This window comes from Streptomyces sp. NPDC006925, from assembly GCF_042869575.1.
Taxonomy (GTDB): domain Bacteria; phylum Actinomycetota; class Actinomycetes; order Streptomycetales; family Streptomycetaceae; genus Streptomyces.
This window is the reverse complement of sequence record NZ_JBIAGB010000035.1, coordinates 1-15,876: the sequence shown is the minus strand read 5'-3', so window position 1 is coordinate 15,876 and position 15,876 is coordinate 1. Positions and strand designations below refer to the sequence as shown.

14 protein-coding genes, 2 tRNA genes and 1 pseudogene are annotated in these 15,876 nt (G+C 72.2%); 13 read left to right on the top strand and 4 right to left on the bottom strand.

Annotated features, from left to right (window positions below):
• Positions 1-152 precede the first annotated feature (152 nt).
• Entirely contained in the window at positions 153-314 is a 162-nt protein-coding gene (locus ACFYNS_RS29845; RefSeq protein ID WP_276474314.1) for a hypothetical protein, read from the top strand.
• Positions 315-365: 51 nt separating this feature from the next.
• Here the strand turns inward: ACFYNS_RS29845 and ACFYNS_RS29840 are convergent, their stop codons facing one another.
• The gene (locus ACFYNS_RS29840) at positions 366-938 is read right to left on the bottom strand and encodes a CGNR zinc finger domain-containing protein (protein ID WP_360300551.1); all 573 of its coding nucleotides are present in this window, start codon (positions 936-938) and stop codon (positions 366-368) included.
• A 246-nt stretch (positions 939-1,184) separates the two neighbouring features.
• Positions 1,185-1,598 carry an SsgA family sporulation/cell division regulator gene (locus tag ACFYNS_RS29835; RefSeq protein WP_026005227.1) on the bottom strand — a complete coding sequence of 138 codons (414 nt, stop codon included), beginning with the start codon at positions 1,596-1,598 and terminating at the stop codon, positions 1,185-1,187.
• 200 nt (positions 1,599-1,798) lie between these two features.
• Here ACFYNS_RS29835 and ACFYNS_RS29830 point away from each other — a divergent pair.
• From ACFYNS_RS29830 to ACFYNS_RS29800, 7 genes and pseudogenes are all read left to right on the top strand, one after another.
• A pseudogene (locus ACFYNS_RS29830) lies at positions 1,799-2,113 on the top strand (TIGR02611 family protein); the annotation flags it as partial.
• An 88-nt stretch (positions 2,114-2,201) separates the two neighbouring features.
• A tRNA-Val gene (locus tag ACFYNS_RS29825) sits at positions 2,202-2,273 on the top strand.
• A 77-nt stretch (positions 2,274-2,350) separates the two neighbouring features.
• A complete protein-coding gene (locus ACFYNS_RS29820; RefSeq protein ID WP_388605905.1) occupies positions 2,351-2,809 on the top strand; it encodes an SRPBCC family protein in 459 nt (152 codons plus the stop codon).
• Positions 2,810-2,860: 51 nt separating this feature from the next.
• A tRNA-Val gene (locus ACFYNS_RS29815) sits at positions 2,861-2,932 on the top strand.
• Positions 2,933-3,071: 139 nt separating this feature from the next.
• Positions 3,072-4,016 (top strand): hypothetical protein, encoded by a 945-nt coding sequence (locus ACFYNS_RS29810; protein ID WP_388605903.1) that lies wholly within the window; start codon positions 3,072-3,074, stop codon positions 4,014-4,016.
• A 224-nt stretch (positions 4,017-4,240) separates the two neighbouring features.
• Positions 4,241-6,223 carry a threonine--tRNA ligase gene (gene thrS / locus ACFYNS_RS29805; RefSeq protein ID WP_388605901.1) on the top strand — a complete coding sequence of 661 codons (1,983 nt, stop codon included), beginning with the start codon at positions 4,241-4,243 and terminating at the stop codon, positions 6,221-6,223.
• Between the two features lie 99 nt (positions 6,224-6,322).
• Positions 6,323-6,862, top strand: a complete 540-nt coding sequence (locus ACFYNS_RS29800; RefSeq protein ID WP_026005225.1) for an HIT domain-containing protein — start codon at positions 6,323-6,325, stop codon at positions 6,860-6,862.
• Between the two features lie 45 nt (positions 6,863-6,907).
• On the opposite strand, the gene ACFYNS_RS29795 is transcribed toward ACFYNS_RS29800, so the two are convergent.
• Positions 6,908-8,581 carry a hypothetical protein gene (locus ACFYNS_RS29795; protein ID WP_360298451.1) on the bottom strand — a complete coding sequence of 558 codons (1,674 nt, stop codon included), beginning with the start codon at positions 8,579-8,581 and terminating at the stop codon, positions 6,908-6,910.
• Positions 8,582-8,775: 194 nt separating this feature from the next.
• On the bottom strand, positions 8,776-10,989 hold the full coding sequence (locus ACFYNS_RS29790) for an elongation factor G-like protein EF-G2 (RefSeq protein WP_360298454.1): 2,214 nt from the start codon (positions 10,987-10,989) through the stop codon (positions 8,776-8,778).
• Between the two features lie 223 nt (positions 10,990-11,212).
• Between ACFYNS_RS29790 and pgsA the strand changes: the two genes are divergently transcribed.
• From pgsA to pdxS, 5 genes are all read left to right on the top strand, one after another.
• The gene (gene pgsA, locus ACFYNS_RS29785; protein WP_360298457.1) at positions 11,213-11,929 is read left to right on the top strand and encodes a phosphatidylinositol phosphate synthase; all 717 of its coding nucleotides are present in this window, start codon (positions 11,213-11,215) and stop codon (positions 11,927-11,929) included.
• Positions 11,926-12,843, top strand: a complete 918-nt coding sequence (locus tag ACFYNS_RS29780; protein WP_360298460.1) for a phosphatidylinositol mannoside acyltransferase — start codon at positions 11,926-11,928, stop codon at positions 12,841-12,843. The genes pgsA and ACFYNS_RS29780 overlap by 4 nt, the downstream gene beginning before the upstream one ends.
• The gene (locus ACFYNS_RS29775; RefSeq protein ID WP_360298463.1) at positions 12,840-14,012 is read left to right on the top strand and encodes a glycosyltransferase family 4 protein; all 1,173 of its coding nucleotides are present in this window, start codon (positions 12,840-12,842) and stop codon (positions 14,010-14,012) included. Before ACFYNS_RS29780 ends, ACFYNS_RS29775 begins: the two co-directional genes overlap by 4 nt.
• A gap of 14 nt (positions 14,013-14,026) precedes the next feature.
• On the top strand, positions 14,027-14,590 hold the full coding sequence (locus tag ACFYNS_RS29770; protein WP_360298466.1) for a hypothetical protein: 564 nt from the start codon (positions 14,027-14,029) through the stop codon (positions 14,588-14,590).
• Positions 14,591-14,768: 178 nt separating this feature from the next.
• Entirely contained in the window at positions 14,769-15,695 is a 927-nt protein-coding gene (gene pdxS / locus ACFYNS_RS29765; protein WP_360298468.1) for a pyridoxal 5'-phosphate synthase lyase subunit PdxS, read from the top strand.
• Positions 15,696-15,876 lie beyond the last annotated feature (181 nt).

Here is a 15,876-nt window from a genome sequence, read left to right as displayed (position 1 = left end):
CGGCCGGTCCGGGCCGAGCGACTGCCGTCCCCGTGTGCCGGACCGCCTTAGCACGCGAGACCACGGCACAGCGGGCTTTCCGGCGGAAACCACCGGGAAAGGGGTGGAGCACTCGTCCGGTGCCGCCGGGGCTGCGCCATGATCGCGGCGAGATGGACACGACGCCGAACTCCGCGATCGAGCTCGACGAGCTGCCGCCCTCCGAGCCCAAGGGATGCCTGTACGCACTCTCCCAACCGCCGCTGATGCTGTTCCTCGCCGTGATCGCGGTGCTGCTCGGCGCCGCCGGGGCGCACGACCTGCTGCTGCTCTGACAGGCCGCCGCGGGCCGGGCAGCGGCGGCCACAGCGGGCGGCGCCGGGCGCTCAGCGCGGGACGCTGCTCCCGGTCGACTCCCGCCGGCGCGCCCGGTAGGCGGCGACATGAAGGCGGTTGCCGCAGGTGCGGCTGTCGCAGTAGCGGCGGGAGCGGTTGCGGGACAGGTCCACGAAGACCCGTCGGCAGTCGGGTGCCGAGCAGCGCCGCAGCCGGTCGCGCTCGCCCGCGACGAGGACGAACGCCAGCGCCATGCCGCAGTCGGCCGCCAGATGCTGGGCGACGGAGGCGCCGGGCGCGAAGTAGTGCACGTGCCAGTCGTAGTCGTCGTGATCGGTGAGCTGGGGCGTCGTGCCCGCCTCGGCGACCAGTGCGTTGAGCAGTCCGGCCGCGGTGCGGGTGTCCTCGGCGGCGAACACCTGCGCGAAGCGCTCCCGCACCGCGCGGACGGCACGCACGTCCTCCTCGGACAGCGCGCCGACCCCGCTGACGTTGGTGCGCTCCGCGTAGGAGCGCAGGTCTGCCACGGACACCAGCGTGTCGGGGGTCTCGCCGTCCGCCATGGTGTTCAGCAGCTCGACCGCCTGGTCGAGCGCGCACCGGGTGTCGTGGTTGATCTGCACGGGCCGCTCCTGCCGTGTCCGGGAAATCCTCCGGCCTGAGGGGAAGCCTAGTCGCTGGGCTCCGGCCCGAGGGCGGGTGTTTCCGGACGGTGGCCGCGCCGTCGCCGTACGCAGCGACGCCGCCGCCGCGTACGAGTACGCGGCGGCGGCGTCGCAGTGTGCCGTTACACGAAGCGGTGCCGTGGCACACGGCTGCCGGACCGTCGGCCGTCGCCCCGAGTCGGACGGCCGCGGTGACCGGCGGTCTCAGCTCTCCGCGAGGATGTGCGAGAGCTCGGTGTCGAGGTCGAAGTGGCGGTGCTCGGTACCGGGCGGTACGGCCGCGTCGGTCCGCTTGAGGAAGGATTCCAGTGCCCGCGCCGGGGCCTCGAGCAGGGCCTCGCCCTCCGGGGAACTGAGGGCGATGCAGGCCACGGACTGTCCGTGGCTGCGGGACGGCCAGACTCGGACGTCCCCGGTGCCCGTGGGCCTGTGCAGCCCCTCGGCGAGGAGGTCGCGGGCGAAGACCCACTCCACGGTCTCCTCGGCACCGGTGTGGAAGGTGGCGTGCACGGCGTAGGGGTCCGCCGTGTCGTACCGCAGGCCCGCTGGTACAGGCAGTGAGGACTCGCTCGAAACAACGAGGCGCAGGTGCAGCTCACAGCTCACCGTTGTGTTCATAAGCGCCAGGGCCTTTCGCTCAGTGTGCGCTCGGGGATTCGCACGTCGGCGAAATCGACATGCCACCTACGCGCCGGTTGTAAACCCCTCTGACTGTTTTGTACGGAATCGATTCCTTCGTACGGCTCTTGTAGGTTTGGGAGGTGCCGCCATTCCAGTGAACCGGCCCTGGCCGAAAAGAGTCAGGTACCTTGTCTGTCATGACTGCGGAGAGTGACGCGATGCCGTCTGAGGTCCGGGAGGAGAAACCCCTCGGCTCCCGCGCGCCGAGGTTCGTCCAGGCGTCCCGGCCGCTGCACCTGAGCTGGCGCGTGGTGATCTTCATCGTCGGTCTGGCGATCGTGGCCGGCGGCGTGATCATGCTTCTGCTGCCCGGTCCCGGCTGGCTCGTGATCTTCGGAGGGATGGCGGTCTGGGCGACCGAGTTCGTCTGGGCGCAGCACGTGCTGCGATGGACCAAGCGCAAGTACCGGGAAGGCACCCGGTGGCTCAAGGGCCGCCGCGCGGCCCGCAAGGAGCGCAAAGCGGCCCGGCAGGCGGCCCGGCAGCCTTCCTGATGGTCATGACCACCCGCTGACATGCGGTAATGTTGTGCCCGCCGGCGGGCGATTAGCTCAGTGGGAGAGCGCTTCGTTCACACCGAAGAGGTCACTGGTTCGAACCCAGTATCGCCCACGCCATACGCAGGGCCCGGAAGCGACCAGCTTCCGGGCCCTGCGTCGTAGAGTCCCCGCTCCCGGGAGGGTCGGCCCGTGGATCCGAACCACTACCGCTTCCGCGCCGTCTGGCCGGTCGCGGCTCCGCCGAACCGGGTCTACGCCGCGCTGGAGCGGCTCGACGCGTACCCCGCGTGGTGGCCCCAGGTGCGCGGGTTCGCCCGCACCGGCGAGGACAGCGGTCTCCTGCACATCCGGGCCTCGCTGCCCTACCGGCTCTCGATCGGCCTTCACGCACGGCGCCGCGACCCGGCGGCCGGGATCCTGGAGGTCGGGATGAGCGGCGACCTGGACGGCTGGGCCCGCTGGAGCGTACGCGCCGCCGACGGCGGCAGCGTCGCGCTCTTCACCCAGGACGTGGAGGTCGAGAGGCGCCTGCTGCGCCTGCTGGCCGTCCCCGCCCGGCCCCTCTTCGTCGCCAACCACCGGCTGATGATGCGCGGCGGTCTGCGCGGTCTGCGGACCCTGCTGGAAAGGGGTTTGGATGAAGAGTGAGACGCACTGTATTGTTCTGCACGTGCCGCCGGGCCAACGGCGGAACACCCGGGGCGATTAGCTCAGTGGGAGAGCGCTTCGTTCACACCGAAGAGGTCACTGGTTCGAACCCAGTATCGCCCACCCGGTACCCGCATGGGAGCATCCGAGGCCGCAGTGTCAGCAGACGCTGCGGCCTTTCGCATATCCGTCCCACGCTCCCCGATCTGCCGCTGTTCGCTCCGTTTTGCGGCCCCGCCCCGCGGTCAGGAGAGGGAGGGGAGTGGCCGGGGACACGGAGAGCGTGATGCGAGGCGCCGCCGACGACGACGAGATCCACTGGAGACGTGAACTGCCCGCCGGCAACACGGCAGCCGCCTGGCGGGCACGCCGGACGCTGGGCACCGCAGCCCGTGCGATGCTCCGCGCCGGAGCCCTGGCAACACAGCGGAGCGCCGGATTCCACGGGGCCCGCGGTGACCGCCGGGCGGACGCCTTCACCCGGCGGGCGCGGTACGCGGAGGGCCCTGAGGAGAGCGCGGCGGGACGGACGCTGACCGCCTCGGCCGCCCCCGGGTCGCCGGACGGCGGCGGCCGGGAGCTGGCCGTGCTGTGCCGCGCGCTGCGGGCGACAGCCCAGGCCGTGTGCCGCTACCGCACCACCGGTGCCACCGAGCACTTCGACACCGCCGTCTCCGACGGCTGCTGCGCCGAACTCACCGAAGCCCTGTGCCAGTTGGTACGCGGCACCGAAGGGGTGCGGATCACCCTCGCCTGGTCGCGTTCGGCCGGAGCGCCCCGGGACTGCCCGCGACGGCCCCCGGCCCTCGTCTTCACCCCGGCCGACCTGCCCGCACTCGAACTCGCCGGGCGACACTACGTGCGGGTCGAGCCCCCGGTCCCGGTGCGGGTCACCGGAACCGTCGTACGGCTGCGCCGCGCCCGGCCGGGCGAGCCCGGTTCGGTGCGGCTGGACGTGCTGGCCGGTGCCGAGGTGACCCAGGTGCGGGCCCGGCTGGACGACGAGGGCTACCTCCGCGCCGTGCACTCCCACCTGGCGGGGCTGCCACTGCGGATCGCCGGGCTGCTGGAGAGCAGGGGAGGCTTCCGGCGGCTGAGCGGCGCGCACGACATCACCCCCGTCCCGGTGCCCGAGGAAGCCCGGGAACGCCTGCTGAAGCGGCTGCGCAAGGCCCTCGACGACTTCGAGCGCGGCATGGGCGGCTGACCGGCCCGATCCGCGCGGCTGACCGGCAGCCGAACCGCCCGCCGGGTGCCTCGGCCGCAGGGCGGGCCGCGGCGGCATCCGCCGGGGCCGCTTCCCGCCGCGGAGGGCTTCGCGGCCGATTCCCGTCGCGGGCCATGACCGTTTCGCGGTCGGGCGCCGTGGCTCGGTACGATTCGACGGCGCGGCGCGGGCCGCGTATCCCAGGTGAGAGTCAGGAGAGACCGGTGTCAGATGTCCGTGTGACCATCCAACGCGATTCCGAGCGGGAAGAGCGCGTGGTGACCACGGGCACTACGGCCGCCGCGCTCTTCGAGGGGGAGCGTTCCGTCGTCGCCGCGCGCATCGGCGGCGAGCTGCGGGATCTCGCCCGTCCGCTGGCCGACGGCGACGAGGTCCAGCCCGTCGAGATCACCAGCGACGACGGTCTGGCCGTGCTGCGCCACTCCACCGCGCACGTGCTGGCCCAGGCCGTCCAGGAGCTCTTCCCGGACGCCAAACTCGGCATCGGCCCGCCCGTCAAGGACGGCTTCTACTACGACTTCGACGTGGCCGAGCCCTTCACCCCCGACGATCTCAAGCGCATCGAGAAGAAGATGCAGCAGATCCAGAAGCAGGGCCAGCGCTTCTCCCGCCGCGTCACCACCGACGAGGACGCCCGCGAGGAGCTGGCGGACGAGCCGTACAAGCTGGAGCTGATCGGTCTCAAGGGCAACGCGGCCGACGCCGCCGAGGGTGCCTCGGCCGAGGTCGGGTCCGGCGAGCTGACCATCTACGACAACCTCGACGCCAAGAGCGGCGAGCTGTGCTGGAAGGACCTGTGCCGGGGCCCGCACCTGCCCTCCACCCGGCAGATCCCCGCCTTCAAGCTGATGCGGTCCGCGGCCGCCTACTGGCGCGGCAGTGAGAAGAACCCGCAGCTCCAGCGGATCTACGGCACCGCATGGCCCACCAAGGACGAGCTCAAGCAGTACCTGGAGTTCCTCGCCGAGGCCGAGAAGCGCGACCACCGCAAGCTCGGCACCGAATTGGACCTCTTCTCCATTCCCGAGGAGCTCGGTTCGGGGCTCGCCGTCTTCCACCCCAAGGGCGGTGTCGTCCGCAAGGTGATGGAGGACTACTCGCGCCGGCGACACGAGGAGTCCGGCTACGACTTCGTCAACACGCCGCACATCACCAAGGAGCGGCTCTTCGAGATCTCCGGGCACCTGCCGCACTACGCGGACGGCATGTTCCCGCCGCTGGAGTTCGACGAGCAGAACTACCGCCTCAAGGCGATGAACTGCCCGATGCACAACCTCATCTTCCGCGCCCGCGGCCGCTCCTACCGGGAGCTGCCGCTGCGGCTGTTCGAGTTCGGCACCGTCTACCGGTACGAGAAGTCCGGCGTCGTCCACGGGCTCACCCGCGCCCGAGGCTTCACCCAGGACGACTCGCACATCTACTGCACCAAGGAGCAGATGCCGGACGAGCTGGACAACCTGCTCACCTTCGTCCTGAACCTGCTGCGTGACTACGGCCTCAGCGACTTCTATCTGGAACTGTCCACCCGCGACCCCGAGTCGGACAAGTTCATGGGCACCGACGAGGAGTGGGAGGAGGCCACCGAGGCGCTGCGGCAGGCCGCGGGCAAGCAGGGCCTCGACCTGGTCATGGACCCGGGCGGCGCCGCTTTCTACGGGCCCAAGATCTCCGTCCAGGCCCGGGACGCCATCGGCCGCACCTGGCAGATGTCCACCATCCAGGTCGACTTCCAGCAGCCCGCCAGGTTCGGCCTCGAGTACACCGCCGCCGACGGCTCCCGCCGGCAGCCCGTGATGATCCACCGTGCGCTGTTCGGCTCCATCGAGCGGTTCTTCGCCGTGCTCCTGGAGCACTACGCGGGCGCCTTCCCGGCGTGGCTCGCACCGGTGCAGGCGGTCGGCATCCCGATCGGTGACGACCATGTGCCGTACCTGGCGGAGTTCGCCGCCGCCGGCAAGGCCAAGGGCCTGCGGATGGAAGTGGACTCCTCCTCCGACCGGATGCAGAAGAAGATCCGCAACGCCCAGAAGTCCAAGGTGCCGTTCATGGTGATCGCCGGTGACGAGGACGTCGCCAACGGAGCGGTGTCCTTCCGCTACCGCGACGGCTCGCAGAAGAACGGCATTCCCCAGGACGAGGCGATCGCGGAGATCCTCCACGCCGTGGAGCGCCGTATCCAGGTGTGACCCCTTGTGAGTTCGCAGTGACGCGGAGAGGGGGGCGGCCGTGCGGCGGGTCCGCCCCCTCCTCGTGTCCCGCGCCGCCCGGCGCATAAGCTGGCGGGCATGACGAGTGAGCCGGAGCAGCAGATCGGAGTGGGGGCACCGGACCAGTTCCAGCGCCTGTGGACACCTCACCGGATGGCCTACATCCAGGGTGAGAACAAGCCGAGCGGCCCCGGCGCCGAGGACGGCTGCCCCTTCTGCACCATCCCGGAGAAGTCCGACGCGGACGGCCTGATCATCGCCCGCGGCGAGAAGGTCTACGCGGTGCTCAACCTCTACCCGTACAACGGCGGCCATCTGATGACCGTGCCGTTCCGGCACCTGGCGGACTACACCGAGCTGGACGAGGCCGAGACCCTGGAGCTGGCGGAGTTCACCAAGCGTGCGATGACCGTGCTGCGGCGGGTCTCCGGAGCGCACGGCTTCAACATCGGCATGAACCAGGGCGCGGTCGCGGGCGCCGGTATCGCCGCCCATCTGCACCAGCACGTGGTGCCGCGCTGGGGCGGCGACACCAACTTCATGCCGGTCGTCGGCCATACCCGGGTCCTGCCGCAGCTCCTGGCGGACACCCGCGCGATGCTGGCCGAGGCATGGTGATCCCGCGGGCGTCCCTCCAGTCGCCGTAGGGCTCGGCCGTCGGCTTCAGGCGTCGTAGACGTCGGCCTTGAACGGCTTGGCGTCCTGCACGGCGGCGCTGAGGTTGAGCGAACGGGAGCCGAACCGCTCGACGTTGCAGCCGTTCTCCTCCAGCACCTTGATGGCGGCCGTGTGCACGACCCGCAGGACCGGCGTCGCGGCGCGCATCGCGTCGTCGGCCATGAAGCGGTGCCGCCACGGCTTCTTCGCCCAGGTGTGCCGCAGGCCGAACGGTTCGGGCAGCGAGAGCTTGCCGCCGAGGAAGTCCAGCACGGGCGGGAACCAGGTCAGCGGGGCCCGAGCGGCCAGGCGCACCACCTCCTTGGTCTCGACCAGGGGCAGGTTGACCGTGCGGGTCTCCCAGAACTTGACGCTCTTGGCGACCTCCTTGGTCTTGGCCTGCGGGCCGCTGGTGAACAGCCCGTCGACGGGGCCCAGCGCGTGGCCGGTGACCTCGATGCGCAGGGTGTGGTGCAGCACCGTGACGCTGATCAGCAGGGTGATCACCAACTGGCCGTCCCACAGCACGAACTGGACGCCGAGATAGTGCCGGTTGCCGGCGCCGAACTGCTGCTCGTTGCAGATGCGCTGTATCTCGAATTCCTTGATGCGGTACCCCTCGACCTCCTGGCCCTCGGGGCGCTTGACCGCCTTGGCGCCCTCGGCGATGGGGGAGACCACCCAGTGCCGTATCGAGGGGGTCGGGAAGCCGCCGGTGTGCAGCGGGCCGCGCTCCAGGAGGCGGAGCTGGTCGTGGATGGCGCGGATGACGTCCCAGCTGCGGAACGGGTTGATCTCCTCGCCCTCCCGCGCGGGTGTCAGCTCCTCGGCGAGCTGCCAACTGCCCCACCGGGTCCCCATGCCCAGTATCCCCTTGGGGCCCGCGTAGTAGATCAGGTTGCTGGCCTGCTCGGCGGCGACCTTGGCCAGGCCCAGCCGGATGCGCTCGGCGCCCGCGTCGCCCGGGTCCTGGGGCACCGCTTCGGGGATCTTGGCGCCGACCCCGGTGCCGCCCAGCAGGCTCTGCCACCGGGCGCGCAGATCCTTGGCGTACCGCTCGCAGATCTGCTTGGCCCACATCCCGCCGACCACCGGCGCGATCAGCATCGCCCGCAGATAGATCCCCCAGAAGCCGCTGACCGGGAGCTTGATCGCGAAGAGCACGGCCAGCGCCCCGACGGCGACCAGCACCACCATGCCGACAGCCCCGGCGCGCTTGTCCTTGGACCCGGCGATCATGCGGCGCAGCTGGAACGCCAGCAGCCACAGCAGCACCCCGGGCAGGAACAGCAGCCCGAAGAGCACCATCACACCCGTCAGCCGTGCGTCGCGCTGCTTGCGCACCCGGGTGGCGGCCAGGCAGTGCTCCACGATGGTCTGCGGTTCGATACCGAAGGACTGGATGAGCGGGGCGCGGGCGCCGCCGAGCAGCCGGGTCTGCACCGCGCGGGAGTACGCCTCACCGAGGTTGGGCTCGAACAGGGAGAGCCGAGGCTTCTTGAAACCGGCGTCGGGGTTGGCCGCGACCAGCTTCTCGACCTCGTCGTCGCGGTAGGCCGCCGAGGCCAGCGCCTGGGACGCCGCCGTCTGCCCGCCCGACCCGGAGATGGGCACCTGGGCACCCGGGGTGAACTCCGCTGCCACGTCGGGCTGGCTGCTGAGATCGTCGAATCCGGCCACTGGGCCCCCACTCCGCTCGGATCAGGCTCGCGGCACCCGGTGCCGACCCGGCGCAGGTCCGGAGGTGCCGCCGACCACGCCAGACGGCTTCCCAACTGCCGCGGTCGGCACACATCTTGCCTCAGGGAAGGGGTCGGCAGCGACCGCCCGCACGAGTGGTTCCCGGTTGCGGCCACCGGCGGCGCCTCCGCGTCTCACCGCGTTGCGGGGCCGCCCTCCGCGTCGAGCACGCGTGCCGCGTGCTGCTGCGGCATCGGCTCGTGCCGTGCGTACGCGCGCGAGAACCGGCCGGTGCCGTGCGACATCGACCGCAGGTCGACCGCGTACCTGCCGATCTCGATCTCGGGGACCGAGGCGCGCACCACCGTGCTGCCCGCACCGGCCTGTTCGGTACCGAGCACCCTGCCGCGCCGGGAGGAGAGGTCGCTCATCACGGCGCCCACATAGTCGTCGGGGACCACGACCTCCACCTCGGCCACCGGCTCCAGCAGAGCGATCCGTGCCCCGGCCGCGCACTCGCGCAGCGCGAGCGCGCCCGCCGTCTGGAAGGCCGCGTCCGAGGAGTCGACGGAGTGCGCCTTGCCGTCGACGAGGGTGATCCGCACGTCGACGAGCGGATAGTCGGCGACCACTCCCTTGGCCGCCTGGGCGCGGACGCCCTTCTCCACCGAAGGGATGAACTGGCGTGGTACCGCGCCTCCCACCACCTTGTCGACGAACTCGATGCCGGAACCCGCGGGCAGCGGCTCGACGGAGATGTCGCAGATGGCGTACTGGCCGTGTCCGCCGGACTGCTTGACATGCCGCCCGCGCCCCCGGGCGGCCGAGGCGAACGTCTCGCGCAGCGCCACCCGGTGCTCGACGGTGTCCACCCGCACCCCGAAGCGGGACCGCAGGCGCTCCAGCGCGACGTCCCGGTGCGCCTCGCCCATGCACCACAGCACCAACTGATGGGTGTCCGGGCTCTGCTCCAGCCGCATCGTCGGATCCTCGGCCACCAGCCGGGCCAGCCCGTGGGAGAGCTTGTCCTCATCCGCCTTGCTGTGGGCCTGGACGGCGACGGGCAGCAGCGGGTCGGGCATCTGCCAGGGAGCCATCAACAGCGGGCGGTCCTTGGCGGAGAGGGTGTCGCCGGTCTCGGCGCGGCTGAGCTTGGCCACGCAGGCGAGGTCGCCCGCGATGGCTGCGTCCAGCGTGCGCTGCTGCTTGCCGAACGGCGCGGACAGCGTGCCGATGCGCTCGTCCTCCTCGTGCGGCGGACGGCCCTGCCGGTCCGGGGCCGTGGCGCCGTGCCCGGCGACGTGCACGGTGTCGTCGGGGCGCAGGGTGCCGGAGAAGACGCGCACCAGGGAGACCCGGCCCACGTAGGGGTCGGAGGAGGTCTTGACGACCTCGGCGGCCAGCGGACCCTCCGGATCGCAGCCGAGTGGCGGGAGCGGCGTGCCGTCGGCCGCCGTGACGGCGGGGATCCCGTGCTCCTCCGGTGTGGGGAAACCGCCGGTGATCAGCTCCAGCAGCTCGACGGTGCCCAGTCCCTGCCGGGCGCTCCCGGCGGCGGGGGCGGCGGCCAGCACGGGGTGGAACGTACCCCGGGCCACGGCCTTCTCCAGGTCCTCGACGAGCGTCTTGGTGTCGCAGTCCTCGCCGGCCAGGTAGCGGTCCATCAGGGACTCGTCCTCGCTCTGCGCGATGATCCCCTCGATCAGCCGGTTCCTGGCCTCCGCGACGAGCTGCCGATGTCCCTCGTCCGGGTCACGCTCGGTGCGCTTCCCGTCCGTGTAGTCGAACAGCCGCCCGGTGAGCAGTCCGATCAGACCGGTGACCGGGGCCGTGCCGTCGGAGCGCCGAGCGCCCGGCGCCGGCAGGTAGAGCGGGACGACGGTGTCCGGGTCGTCGCCGCCCAGCTCCCGCCGGCAGCTCGCGGTCATCTCCTCGAAGTCGGCGCGGGCGGCGTCCAGATGGGTCACGACGATGGCCCGGGGCATGCCGACGGCCGCGCACTCCTGCCACACCAGCCGGGTGGCTCCGTCCACCCCGTCGGCGGCCGAGACCACGAAGAGGGCGGCGTCCGCGGCGCGCAGCCCGGCCCGCAGCTCCCCGACGAAATCCGCGTACCCCGGGGTGTCCAGGATGTTGACCCGAATGCCGTCCCACCGCAGCGGTACCAGCGAGAGCTGCACGGAACGCTGCCGCCGCTGCTCGATCTCGTCGTGGTCGGAGAGCGAGGTGCCCTCCTCCACCCGGCCGGCCCGGTCGATCGCGCCCGAGGCCAGGGCGAGGGCTTCCACCAGCGTCGTCTTGCCCGCTCCGCTGTGGCCGACCAGCACCACGTTCCGAATCGAACCGGGGTGGTCGGCCGCCGTCGCCCTGCCGGCGGCTCCGGGGTGCGCGTGCGCTTTCTCGGCCATGTGTCCCGCCTTCCGGTCGTCACCTGCTGGAGCACGCTGGGGGGACCGAGCGGTCGCGAAGGACCGCGGTCCTTCGAGCTTTGCACCGCCGCCTGCGGGCGTCCATACGTGGAACACGGCACTACCCGACCGTGTGCGCCGGGCGCCGCCGCCGCGTGACTACGATGGGCCACCCGGTGGCCACACCGTCATCCGGCTCACTCTCGACGCACCAGGGACGGTCATGCTGAACAAGTACGCGCGTGCATTCTTCACGCGTGTTCTCACCCCGTTCGCCGCGATGCTGCTGCGCCGGGGTGTGAGCCCCGACGCCGTCACCCTGGTCGGCACCCTGGGAGTGATGGCGGGAGCCCTGGTCTTCTACCCGCAGGGCGAGTTCTTCTGGGGCACCGTCGTCATCACGCTGTTCGTCTTCTCGGACATGGTGGACGGCAACATGGCGCGGCAGCTGGGCCGCTCCAGCCGCTGGGGCGCCTTCCTCGACTCCACGCTCGACCGGGTGGCGGACGCGGCCGTCTTCGGCGGGATCGCGCTGTGGTACGCGGGCCGCGGCGACGACCTGATGCTGTGCGCCGTGACACTCTTCTGCCTGGCCAGCGGGCAGGTGGTCTCCTACACCAAGGCCCGCGGCGAGAGCATCGGACTGCCGGTGGACGTGAACGGCCTGGTGGAGCGCGCCGAGCGGCTGGTGATCACGCTGGTACTCGCGGGGCTGTCCGGCTTCGAGGCCACCTTCGGCGTCCCCTACATCGGTGTGCTGCTGCCGATCGCGCTGTGGGTGGTCGCCGTCGGCAGCGCCGTCACGCTCGGCCAGCGGGTGGTGACGGTGCGCCGGGAGGCCGCCGAGGTCGCCGAGGCCGAGGAGCGGAAGGCGGCCCCGGGGAACGCCGCCGAGGGCACCGCGCAGGACGAGGCGGAGGAACCCGGGAGGACCGCTTGAGCGCGCTGCGCGGTCGGCTGACCGACACGCTGTACGGACTGGGCTGGGCAGGCGTCCGGAAGCTGCCCGGGCCCGCGGCCGCCGGACTCGGCCGCAGCCTGGCCGACGCGGCGTGGCGGCGCCGCGGCAAGGGCGTGGCCCGGCTGGAGGCGAACCTCGCCCGGGTGGTCCCGGACGCCTCCCCGGCACAACTGCGGCAGCTCTCCCGCGCCGGGATGCGTTCGTATCTGCGCTACTGGATGGAGTCCTTCCGGCTGCCCGACTACAGCGAGCGGCACATCCTCGACAGCGTCGACGTCCAGGACGCGCACCTGCTCCACGACGGGCTCGCCGCCGGGCGCGGGGTCGTGCTCGCGCTGCCCCACATGGGAAACTGGGACCTGGCCGGCGCCTGGGCCGTGACCGCGACCCGCACCCCCTTCACCACCGTCGCCGAGCGCCTCGAGCCCGCGACCCTCTACGACCGGTTCGTCGCCTACCGCGAGAGCCTGGGCATGGAGGTGCTGCCGCACGGCGGCGCCTCCGCGTTCGGCACGCTGGCCCGCAGGCTGCGCGCGGGCGGCTTCGTCTGCCTGGTCGCCGACCGCGATCTATCCGCCGCCGGGATCGAGGTCGACTTCTTCGGCGAGGCCACCCGGATGCCCGCGGGCCCCGCGCTGCTCGCCCAGCAGACCGGCGCACTGCTGATGCCGGTGACGCTCTGGTACGAGGCGCCGCCCCGGATGCGGGCCAGGGTCCACGAGCCGATCCCGGTACCGCCGGTCGAGGGACGCCGGGAGCGGGTCGCGGCCATGACACAGACCCTGGCCGACACCTTCGCGGCGGGGATCGCCGCACATCCGCAGGACTGGCACATGCTCCAGCGCTTCTGGCTCGCCGACCTCGCACCGGCCGCGGAACGGGGGCGCGGATGAGGATCGGAGTCGTCTGCCCCTACTCGTGGGACGTGCCCGGCGGCGTCCAGTTCCACGTCCGCGACCTGGCAGAGCACCTGATCCGGCTGGGGCACGAGGTGTCCGTGCTGGCACCCTCGGACGACGAGACGCCGCTGCCCTCCTACGTCGTCTCGGCCGGACGTGCGGTGCCCGTGCCGTACAACGGTTCGGTGGCGCGGCTGAACTTCGGCTTCCTGTCGGCCGCGCGGGTCCGCCGCTGGCTGCACGAGGGCCGCTTCGACGTGCTGCACATCCACGAGCCGGCCACGCCCTCGCTCTCCCTGCTGGCGTGCTGGGCGGCGCAGGGGCCCATCGTCGCCACCTTCCACACCTCCAACCCGCGCTCCCGGGCGATGATCGCCGCGTATCCCATCCTCCAGCCGGCGCTGGAGAAGATCAGCGCCCGGATCGCGGTGAGCGAGTACGCGCGCCGCACCCTGGTCGAACACCTGGGCGGCGACGCGGTCACCATCCCCAACGGGGTGGACGTCGGCTTCTTCTCCCGCGCCGAACCCGAGCCCGCGTGGCAGGGCGGCCCCGAGGGCCGCACGATCGGGTTCATCGGCCGGATCGACGAGCCGCGCAAGGGCCTGCCGGTGCTGATGAAGGCGCTGCCCGCCATCCTGGAGGCGGCCCCCGGCACCCGGCTGCTGGTCGCCGGACGGGGGGACGAGCAGGAGGCGGTGGCGCAGCTCCCGGCCGCCATGCGCGGGAACGTGGAGTTCCTCGGCATGGTCAGTGACGAGGACAAGGCCCGGCTGCTGCGCAGCGTGGACCTCTACGCGGCGCCCAACACGGGGGGCGAGTCCTTCGGGATCATCCTGGTGGAGGCCATGTCGGCCGGTGCCCCGGTGCTCGCCGGCGACCTGGACGCCTTCGAGCAGGTGCTCGACGGGGGAGCTGCCGGAGAGCTGTTCCCGGTCGGCCGCGCCGACGCGCTGGCCGACTCCGCCGTACGCCTCCTGGCCGACCCCGCACGCCGTGCCGACCTGCGCGAGCGCGGCTCGCGGCACGTGCGGCGGTTCGACTGGTCCGCCGTCGGCGCCGACATCCTCGCCGTCTACGAGACGGTCGCGGACGGCGCCGCCTCCGTCGCCCCCGACGAGCGCACCGGGCTGCGGGCCCGGTTCGGCCTCGCGCGGGACTGAGCCCCGGAACCGAGATGCCCACCCTCACCACCGTCATCTGGATCGTCGTCGCGCTGCTGCTCGTGGGCGTCTATCTGAGCTGGACCGCCGGGCGGCTGGACCGGCTGCACGCGCGGATCGACGCGGCCAGGGCCGCGTTGGACGCCGCGCTGCTGCGCCGCGCCTCCATCGCTCAGGAACTCGCCACCGCGGGCGTCCTGGATCCGGCGGCCTCCATGGTGCTGCACCAGGCCGCGCACGGTGCCCGGCAGGCCGCCGAGGACCAGCGCGAGGTCGCGGAGAGCGAGCTGAGCCAGGCGCTGCGCGCCGTCTTCGCCGAGAGCGCCCAGTTCGAGGCCGTCCGGGCGGCTCCGGGCGGCCGGGAGACGGCCGCCGAGCTGAGCGCGGCGGTGCGCAGGGTGCCGATGGCGCGCCGGTTCCACAACGACGCGGTGCGTGCGGCCCGGGCGCTGCGGCGGCACCGTACGGTCCGCTGGTTCCGGCTGGCCGGGCACGCGCCCTTCCCGCTGGCGTTCGAGATGGACGACGAGCCCCCGCTGCTGCCCGCCGACCCCGGCCGGGAGCCATCCGCGGAGTGACCGGTCCGGCCGGGGTGCCGCCGCAGCCCCGGGTGCGCCCGCAGTCCGTCGACGGGCTGCGTCAGCCGTGCAGGCCACAGCCCGGCGATTGGCCCTTTTCGCAGGCCGCCCTGTTCGAGAGTGTGGTTCTTCGGACCTGAGCGGTCCCTCGAACATCACTCCTTCAGCGAGGTCGAACGTGTCAACTCCGTCCACCGCCACCGACTCCGCCGCGGCACAGCGTCCCGAGACCGGCACCGCCCGCGTCAAGCGGGGCATGGCCGAGCAGCTCAAGGGCGGCGTGATCATGGACGTCGTCACGCCGGAGCAGGCGAAGATCGCCGAGGACTCCGGCGCCGTCGCCGTGATGGCCCTGGAGCGCGTGCCCGCCGACATCCGCAAGGACGGCGGCGTGGCCCGGATGTCCGACCCGGACATGATCGAGGGCATCATCGAGGCCGTCTCGATCCCGGTGATGGCCAAGTCCCGCATCGGCCACCTCGTCGAGGCACAGGTCCTCCAGGCGCTCGGGGTCGACTACATCGACGAGTCGGAGGTCCTGACCCCGGCCGACGAGGTCAACCACAGCGACAAGTTCGCCTTCACCACGCCGTTCGTCTGCGGCGCCACCAACCTGGGCGAGGCCCTGCGCCGGATCGCCGAGGGCGCGGCCATGATCCGCTCCAAGGGTGAGGCGGGCACCGGCAACGTCGTCGAGGCCGTCCGGCACATGCGGCAGATCAAGAACGAGATCGGCAAGCTGACGGTGCTGGACCACAACGAGCTCTACGCGGCGGCCAAGGAACTGCGTGCGCCGTTCGAGCTGGTCAAGGAGGTCTCGGCGGCGGGCAAGCTGCCGGTCGTGCTCTTCTCGGCGGGCGGTGTGGCCACCCCGGCGGACGCGGCGCTGATGCGGCAGCTCGGTGCCGAGGGCGTCTTCGTCGGCTCCGGGATCTTCAAGTCCGGTGACCCGGCCAAGCGCGCAGCGGCCATCGTGAAGGCCACCACGTTCTACGACGACCCCAAGATCGTCGCCGATGCCTCCCGGGGCCTGGGCGAGGCCATGGTCGGCATCAACTGCGACACCCTGCCGGAGACGGAGCGCTACGCCAGCCGCGGCTGGTGACCCGTCCGGCGCCGCGCCGGGCGCTGTAGTGCCCACCGGCGCGGGGGCCGGCCGGCCGCCCGCGGCCCAGTCCGCCCGAGGGGCGGGCTGGGCCCGAGGAGCGGGGGCCGCCCGGGGGGCGGGCGCGCCCCGGGGTCCGGGGCGGTCCTGCTGGGGGGGGCCGGGGTGGGGGGCGTCGGGG

Bases quoted from the DNA above. Each gene is read 5' to 3' on its own strand.
- ACFYNS_RS29800 (WP_026005225.1), top strand. From the start codon at position 6,323: ATGACGAGTGAGCCGGAGCAGCAGATCGGAGTGGGGGCACCGGACCAG.
- ACFYNS_RS29845 (WP_276474314.1), top strand. From the start codon at position 153: ATGGACACGACGCCGAACTCCGCGATCGAGCTCGACGAGCTGCCGCCC.
- ACFYNS_RS29790 (WP_360298454.1), bottom strand. From the start codon at position 10,989: ATGGCCGAGAAAGCGCACGCGCACCCCGGAGCCGCCGGCAGGGCGACG.
- ACFYNS_RS29835 (WP_026005227.1), bottom strand. From the start codon at position 1,598: ATGAACACAACGGTGAGCTGTGAGCTGCACCTGCGCCTCGTTGTTTCG.
- ACFYNS_RS29770 (WP_360298466.1), top strand. From the start codon at position 14,027: ATGCCCACCCTCACCACCGTCATCTGGATCGTCGTCGCGCTGCTGCTC.
- ACFYNS_RS29775 (WP_360298463.1), top strand. From the start codon at position 12,840: ATGAGGATCGGAGTCGTCTGCCCCTACTCGTGGGACGTGCCCGGCGGC.
- pgsA (WP_360298457.1), top strand. From the start codon at position 11,213: ATGCTGAACAAGTACGCGCGTGCATTCTTCACGCGTGTTCTCACCCCG.